This window comes from Streptomyces graminilatus (assembly GCF_001418565.1).
GTDB classification, from domain to species: Bacteria; Actinomycetota; Actinomycetes; order Streptomycetales; family Streptomycetaceae; genus Streptomyces; species Streptomyces graminilatus.
The window spans coordinates 1-6,284 of record NZ_LIQQ01000417.1 but is presented as its reverse complement, the minus strand read 5'-3'; the positions used below and the strand labels follow the sequence as shown (position 1 = coordinate 6,284).

Sequence of the window (6,284 nt, the reverse complement as noted above, 5' to 3'; positions counted from 1 at the left end):
ACATCGCCAAGGAAGCCCTCGTCAGCGGCCGTGGCGTCGCCGAACTCGTCCTGGAGAAAGGCCTGCTGCCGGCCGAACGACTCACGGAGCTACTACGCCCGGAGATCGTGGCGGGCAGCGGCCAGGTCCTGATCTGACAGGGGCGGTGCGCCGAGGGACCGGCGCGGAGATGAAGACAAGGCCGACCACTGTGACGACGGGTTGGCTGTCAGCACGCGGCAGAGGTCGCCAGGGCCGCGATCAAGACACCTCACCCAGCATCGGCAACGTCGGGCAGGACTCGACCCCGATCCTGATCTTCGACGCCTGGGAGCATGCCTTCTGTCTCCGGTACAGGAACCAGAAGATCGACTTCATCGACGACATGTAGGCCGTCGTCAACTGGCAGGGCCCGTCAAGCAGGACCAGTAACGGACAAGCCGCAGCAAAGCTGCCCTACTTCCGCTATGCCTCAGGGGTTGTCCATGTTGCTAACCCTCGACTCCGCCAACCTCCGTTAAGGCAACCCTGACGACAGCGGAACCCGATACCCCGACAGCCATCCGGTGACATGCAGGTGAAGTGCAAGGAGACGGCTCGGGGCGGGCTCGCGGTGAACATCATCGAGTACTGAGGGCGTAGGCCCTGACCAGCGCGTTCGTTTCTTTCGGCGCTGTCAGGGCCTTCCCTGGCACGCTCCCCCGGCTTCCCGCCCCCGCGGTGGCCAAGAGTCCAGTTCCTTATGGTTCAGGTGAGGGCTGAGTGGCCTGGGGAAAGCCCAGCCGGTCGAGCAGCGTGCTGCGAAGGTCTCGTGTGAGCGCAGCAGTTCTTCAATCCTGTCTGTCTCCGGCGTGACGGGGATGCCATCGGATGCGGCCCAGGCAAACGGCACCCTCGGCGGCGGTGGGTGCCTCGGCGTCGAGCTCGGCGCGCTGATGTCTGACGGCTTCGTGGAATCCGGCATGTCCAGCCACAGGAGTTGATCTCCGATATCTCCGGGCTCCTCGGCCAGAAGCCACCCCGGCCCGCAACGGCCGGCAGGCCGCCGAGGGCATCGCGTGGTGGCCGCGGCCGGCGTTGGCCGCCCCGTCGCCCTCATGCCCGCTCGGAGCGGCCGCCGTCGATCGCCACCACCGTGGCGTTGATGTACGACGCCTCGTCGGAGAGGAGGAAGGCGGCCAGGGCGGCGACCTCGTCGGGGCGGCCGAACCGTTGCGCCGGAATCCTGTCGAGGGCCTTGTCGATCTCCTCCGGGGCGTGCCGGCGAAGCGCGCCCAGGTGGTTCTCCAGCATCGGGGTCAGGATGGTGCCGGGGGCCATGGCGTTGACGGTGATGCCGTACCGGCCGTACTCCACGCCGGCGTTACGCGTCAGACCGACCACGCCGTGCTTGGAGGCGTGGTAGTCGGATCCCAGGCCGTTGGCGCGGATACCGAAAAGCGACGCGGTGTTGAGCACCCGTCCGTGACCCTGTTCGCGCATGACTTTCAGCACGTGCTTCAGGCCGAGGAACACGCCGGCGAGGTTGATCGCGACGGTCCGGGCGAAGTCCTCGTGGCCGATGTCCTCGGTGCGCCGTTGCGTCGGCTCGACTCCCGCGTTGTTGAAGAAGCAGTCGATCCGGCCGTGGTGCTCGACGGTCCGGGCCACGTACCGTGCCACGTCCGCCTCCTGGCTGACGTCCGCCACGACCGTCCGTACCTCCGTGCCGGGCGCGGCCTCCCCCAGCTCCACCACGGAGTCGGCCAGGCCCCGCTCGCTGATGTCGACGAGGACCAGCCGGGCGCCCTCGGTCGCGAGCCGGACCGCGGTGGCGCGGCCGATTCCGGAGCCGCCGCCGGTGATCAGGGCGACCTTGTCGGTGAACCTGTGCTGCACTCCGCTCTCCCTCACGCCGTCCGGACGGGCAGTGACCGCAGCCCGTGGTGGAGCGTGCTGCCCTCCAGCGACCCCAGCACCTCGTCCGCGATCTCCTCGATCCGCGGACGCAACCCGGTCACCTGCCGCATCGTGAACGCCTTCGCCACCAACCCCCGAAGCCGCGTGTGATCCGGCGGATCCATGTTCACCATCGACCGGTTGATCACATGCGAATAATCACGCTGCCGACTCATGTCACTCTGATGCCGCTCGAACAACTTCCCCGCATCCGCCACGTTCTTGCTCAACCGCGCATCCGCCAGCAACGCGCGCCCCTCCTCCCAACGGGTCACCCACCACACCTTCAACCCCGTCGGCATCACCACCTCATGCACCGCGCCCAACTCCCGCAACCGCGCATTCACCCCATGCGGATCCCGCACGAACTCCGCACCCAGCACCACGGGCTCACCCATCGACGCCTCCTCGTCCTGAACGGCTTTCACTGCGATCTCAGTCCCTTCCGGTTCTTGCGTCCCAACCAGCCGGCCGCCACGAGTTGTTCGAGCACGGGCGACGGCATGAAGTCCGGCTCCCCGAACGCCTTGTACAACTCGCCCTGGATGGCCAGTGAGACGTCCAGTCCGATGGCGTCCAGCAGGGCGAACGGGCCCATGGGATGGCCGAAGCCCCGCTCGATCGCCGTGTCGGTCCCCACGATGTCCGTGTCGTACCGGTCCAGCAGGTTCAGGGCGCGCCCCAGGTAGGGGAACAGCAGGTAGTTGACGATGAAGCCGACGCGGTCCCGGCAGTGCACCGTCGTCCGGCCGAGCCGCTCGCACACGGCCTGCGCGGTGGCGGCGGCCTCGTCGCTCGTGGCGTCGGTGCGGACGAGCTCCACCAGCCGCATCGCCGGAGCGGGGTTGAAGAAGTGCATCCCCAGCACGCGGGAGGGGCGTCCGGAGGCCTCTGCACACGCGGCGACCGAGAGGCTGGACGTCGTGGTCGCAAGCAGCGCGCCGGGCTCGCACACCGCACCGAGCCGGGCGAACAGCGCGCGTTTGACGTCGATGTCCTCCGCCACCGCCTCGATCACCAGATCGCAGTCGCCCAGCGCGCCCACGTTGTCGGCACCGACCAGCAGATCCAGCGCGGCCGCTTTCGCCTGCGGCGTGATCCTGCCCCGGCGGATGGACCGCACGAGTGACTCGCCGATCCGCGCCACGGCCTGGGAGGCCTTGTCCGCGTCGCGCGCGACCAGCACCGTCGGCAAGCCCGCCACGGCCGTGACCTCGGCGATACCGCGGGCCATGGTCCCCGAGCCCACCACGCCCACGCGACGGACGTCGGCCGGTGCGGCGGGGAGACCGGCGGGGCGGTGGGGCACGGCCGACCGGCCTGCGTCGTACGCGTAGAAGCCGTGTCCGGTCTTCCGGCCGAGGCTCCCTTGGCGCACCAGCCGGGTCAGCACCGGTGCGGGTGCGAAGGAGTCGTCACCGGTGCTGACCCACAGACCGGTGAGGACGGACAGCGCCGTGTCCAGACCGATGCGGTCGAGCAGTTCCAGTGGCCCGAACGGCAGGCCGCAGCCCATGCGCATGGCCGTGTCGATGTCGTCCCGATCCGCCTCGCCCCGCTCGTACAGGCTCATGGCTCGGTTGAGGTACGCGTACACCAGGGCGGTGGCGTCGGCCGCGCACCGGGAGTTCACGGTCACCGGCTTCAGGCCGAGCCGGGCGACCAGCTCGTCGACAGCGACGGCGGTGTCCGGTGAGGTCATGGGCGTGCGCAGGGCCTCGACCGGGCCCTGGGGCCCGGGCGGGATCAGGAAGCGCAGCCCCATCGTGTCCGCGGGGCGGCCGGAGGCGACCGCCAGCCGGGGCAGCGGCAGCGAGGACGTGGTGGTGACCACGGGGGTGCCGTCGGCGCAGAGGGTGTGCAGCCGGTGCAGCACCTCGATCTTCACGGCCTCGTCCTCGCTCACGGCCTCGATGACCAGGTCGGCCCTGCTCAGCCGGTCGATCTCCGCGGTGAGGTGAACGGGGGCAAAACCGTCGGCCGTGGGGCGTCCGTTCAGCCGGGCGAGGGCCGCGGGGTCGGAGTCGACTCCGATCACCTCGTGCCCGGTGTCCCGCAGCATGTCCAGCAGCGCCCGGCCCACAGTGCCCAGGCCGACGATCCCGACCACGGGCTTGTGCGGTGTCATGACCACGATGTCTTCTCCTCCGGCCGGGAGGCGACAGCGGTCTCCCGGAAGCGGTTGATGGCGTCGATGTGCTGGGCGCGCTTGTCGTGGTCGCGGACTCCGAGGCCTTCCTCGGGGGCCAGGCACAGGACGCCGACCTTGCCCTGGTGGAGGTTGCGGTGCACGTCGTGGGCGGCCTGGCCGGTCTCTTCCAGGGAGTAGACCTTCGACAGCGTCGGGTGGATCTTTCCCTTGGCAATCAGGCGGTTGGCTTCCCATGCCTCGCGGTAGTTGGCGAAGTGGGAGCCGATGATCCGCTTCAGGGACATCCACAGGTAGCGGTTGTCGTACTCGTGGGTGTAGCCCGAGGTGGAGGCGCAGGTGACGATGGTGCCGCCCTTGCGGGTGACGTAGACGGAGGCGCCGAAGGTCTCGCGGCCGGGGTGCTCGAAGACGATGTCGACGTCCTCGCCGCCGGTCAGCTCACGGATGCGCTTGCCGAAGCGCTTCCACTCACGCGGGTCCTGGTGGTGCTCGTCCTTCCAGAACCTGTAGTCCTCGGCGGTGCGGTTGATGATCGCCTCGGCGCCCATGGCCCGGCAGAGGCCGGCCTTCTGCTCGCTGGAGACGACACAGATCGGGTTGGCGCCGCCGGCGAGGGCAAGCTGGGTGGCGTACGAGCCCAGGCCGCCGGAGGCGCCCCAGATCAGCACGTTGTCGCCCTGCTTCATCCCGGCGCCGTTGCGGGAGACCAGCTGCCGGTAGGCGGTGGAGTTGACCAGTCCGGGTGCGGCGGCCTCCTCCCAGCTCAGGTGATCCGGCTTGGGCATCAGCTGGTTGGACTTCACCAGCGCGATCTCCGCCAGGCCGCCGAAGTTCGTCTCGAAGCCCCAGATCCGCTGCTCGGGGTCGAGCATCGTGTCGTTGTGCCCGTCCGACGACTCCAGCTCCACGGACAGACAGTGCGCGACGACCTCGTCACCGGGCTTCCAGGCGTTGACGCCCGGGCCGGAACGCAGGACCACACCCGCGAGGTCGGAGCCGATGACGTGGTACGGCAGGTCATGGCGCTTGGTCAGCTCGGAGAGCCTGCCGTAGCGCTCCAGGAAAGCGAACGTCGGCAGTGGCTCGAAGATGGCCGACCAGACGGTGTTGTAGTTGATGGACGACGCCATGACGGCCACCAGCACCTCGCCAGGACCGAGTTCGGGCACCGGCACCTCGTCGATGTGCAGCGACTTGCGCGGGTCCTTGTCCGCCGAGGCCATTCCCTCGAAGAGGCCGACCTCTTCCTTGCGGAGGACCACGGCGCGACAGGACTCCGGGATGGCCAGTCCGGCGACATCGGCGCTGGTCGCGTCGCCGGAGAGGACGGCGCCGACGATGTCCTTCATGGGATGTGCCCGCGCTGCCGACGGGTCGCCCACGGTCATCGCGGTGCCGTCCGGACGGGCAGCGACCGCAGCCCGTGGTGGAGCACGCTGGGGCGCCATTCCAGTTCCTCGGGGTCGACCGCGAGCGTCAGCGTCGGGAAGTGCGCGAGCAGCCGCCGGAACGCGATCTCCCCCTCGGCCCTCGCCAGGGGTGCGCCGATGCAGTGGTGGATGCCGTGGCCGAACGCCAGGTGCCCCTGCGCGGTGCGGGTGACGTCCAGGCGGTCGGGGTCGGGGAAGCGGGCGGGGTCCCGGTTGGCCGAGGTGAGTCCGATGAAGACGAACTCACCGGCCGGGATGGTCACTTCGCCGACGGTTACCGGTTCGACGGTGCGCCGCCAGTGGCTGATGTTGGCCGAGCCGTCGTAGCGCAGGAACTCCTCGACGGCGCCCGGCAGCAACGCCGGATCGTCCCGTACGGCGGCCAGCTGGTCCGGGTTGCGCAGCAGCGCCAGCGTGCCGTTGCCGAGGAGGTTGACCGTGGTGTCGAAGCCGCCGACGAACAGCAGCACGGTGAAGGAGATGATCTCGTCGTCGGACAGCCGGTCCGAGCCGTCGGCCGCGAGGATCAGCGAGCTGAGCAGATCCTCCCCGAGGCCGGCGCGCTTGGCCGTGACGATGTCGCTCACGAGCGTGAACAGCGCGTTCGACGCCTCCTGTGCGGCCTGCCGGTCGCTGTCGGAGGTCAACACGGCGGTCCCGGCCGAGAAGTCCGCCCGGCAGCGCTCCGGTACGCCGAGCAGTTCGAAGATGACCGTGCCGACCAGGGGGACCGCGAAGTCGGCGATCACATCGAACCCGACGCGGCCCTCCAGCGACCCCAGCAC

General features: G+C 69.4%; 7 protein-coding genes. 2 read left to right on the top strand and 5 right to left on the bottom strand.

The annotated features are described in order from the left end of the window. Both AOK08_RS43875 and AOK08_RS47765 read left to right on the top strand, forming a co-directional pair. The coding region (locus AOK08_RS43875) for a hypothetical protein (RefSeq protein WP_079054377.1) at positions 1-137 on the top strand (137 nt) is incomplete at its 5' end. A 32-nt stretch (positions 138-169) separates the two neighbouring features. After that, positions 170-370, top strand: a complete 201-nt coding sequence (locus tag AOK08_RS47765; protein ID WP_079054376.1) for a Fe-Mn family superoxide dismutase — start codon at positions 170-172, stop codon at positions 368-370. 704 nt (positions 371-1,074) lie between these two features. Here the strand turns inward: AOK08_RS47765 and AOK08_RS31125 are convergent. The 5 genes from AOK08_RS31125 to AOK08_RS31105 all read right to left on the bottom strand — a co-directional run. Beyond that, positions 1,075-1,857 (bottom strand): glucose 1-dehydrogenase, encoded by a 783-nt coding sequence (locus tag AOK08_RS31125; protein WP_055532281.1) that lies wholly within the window; start codon positions 1,855-1,857, stop codon positions 1,075-1,077. 11 nt (positions 1,858-1,868) lie between these two features. Further along, positions 1,869-2,315 carry a cytochrome P450 gene (locus AOK08_RS31120; RefSeq protein WP_241827161.1) on the bottom strand — a complete coding sequence of 149 codons (447 nt, stop codon included), beginning with the start codon at positions 2,313-2,315 and terminating at the stop codon, positions 1,869-1,871. Positions 2,316-2,341: 26 nt separating this feature from the next. Beyond that, on the bottom strand, positions 2,342-4,045 hold the full coding sequence (locus AOK08_RS31115) for a 3-hydroxyacyl-CoA dehydrogenase family protein (protein WP_063794171.1): 1,704 nt from the start codon (positions 4,043-4,045) through the stop codon (positions 2,342-2,344). Further along, positions 4,042-5,418 carry a crotonyl-CoA carboxylase/reductase gene (gene ccrA, locus AOK08_RS31110; RefSeq protein ID WP_055532278.1) on the bottom strand — a complete coding sequence of 459 codons (1,377 nt, stop codon included), beginning with the start codon at positions 5,416-5,418 and terminating at the stop codon, positions 4,042-4,044. Before ccrA ends, AOK08_RS31115 begins: the two co-directional genes overlap by 4 nt. A 35-nt stretch (positions 5,419-5,453) precedes the next feature. Next, positions 5,454-6,284, bottom strand: an 831-nt coding sequence (locus tag AOK08_RS31105) for a cytochrome P450 (RefSeq protein ID WP_055532276.1), incomplete at its 5' end; no start/stop codon positions are given.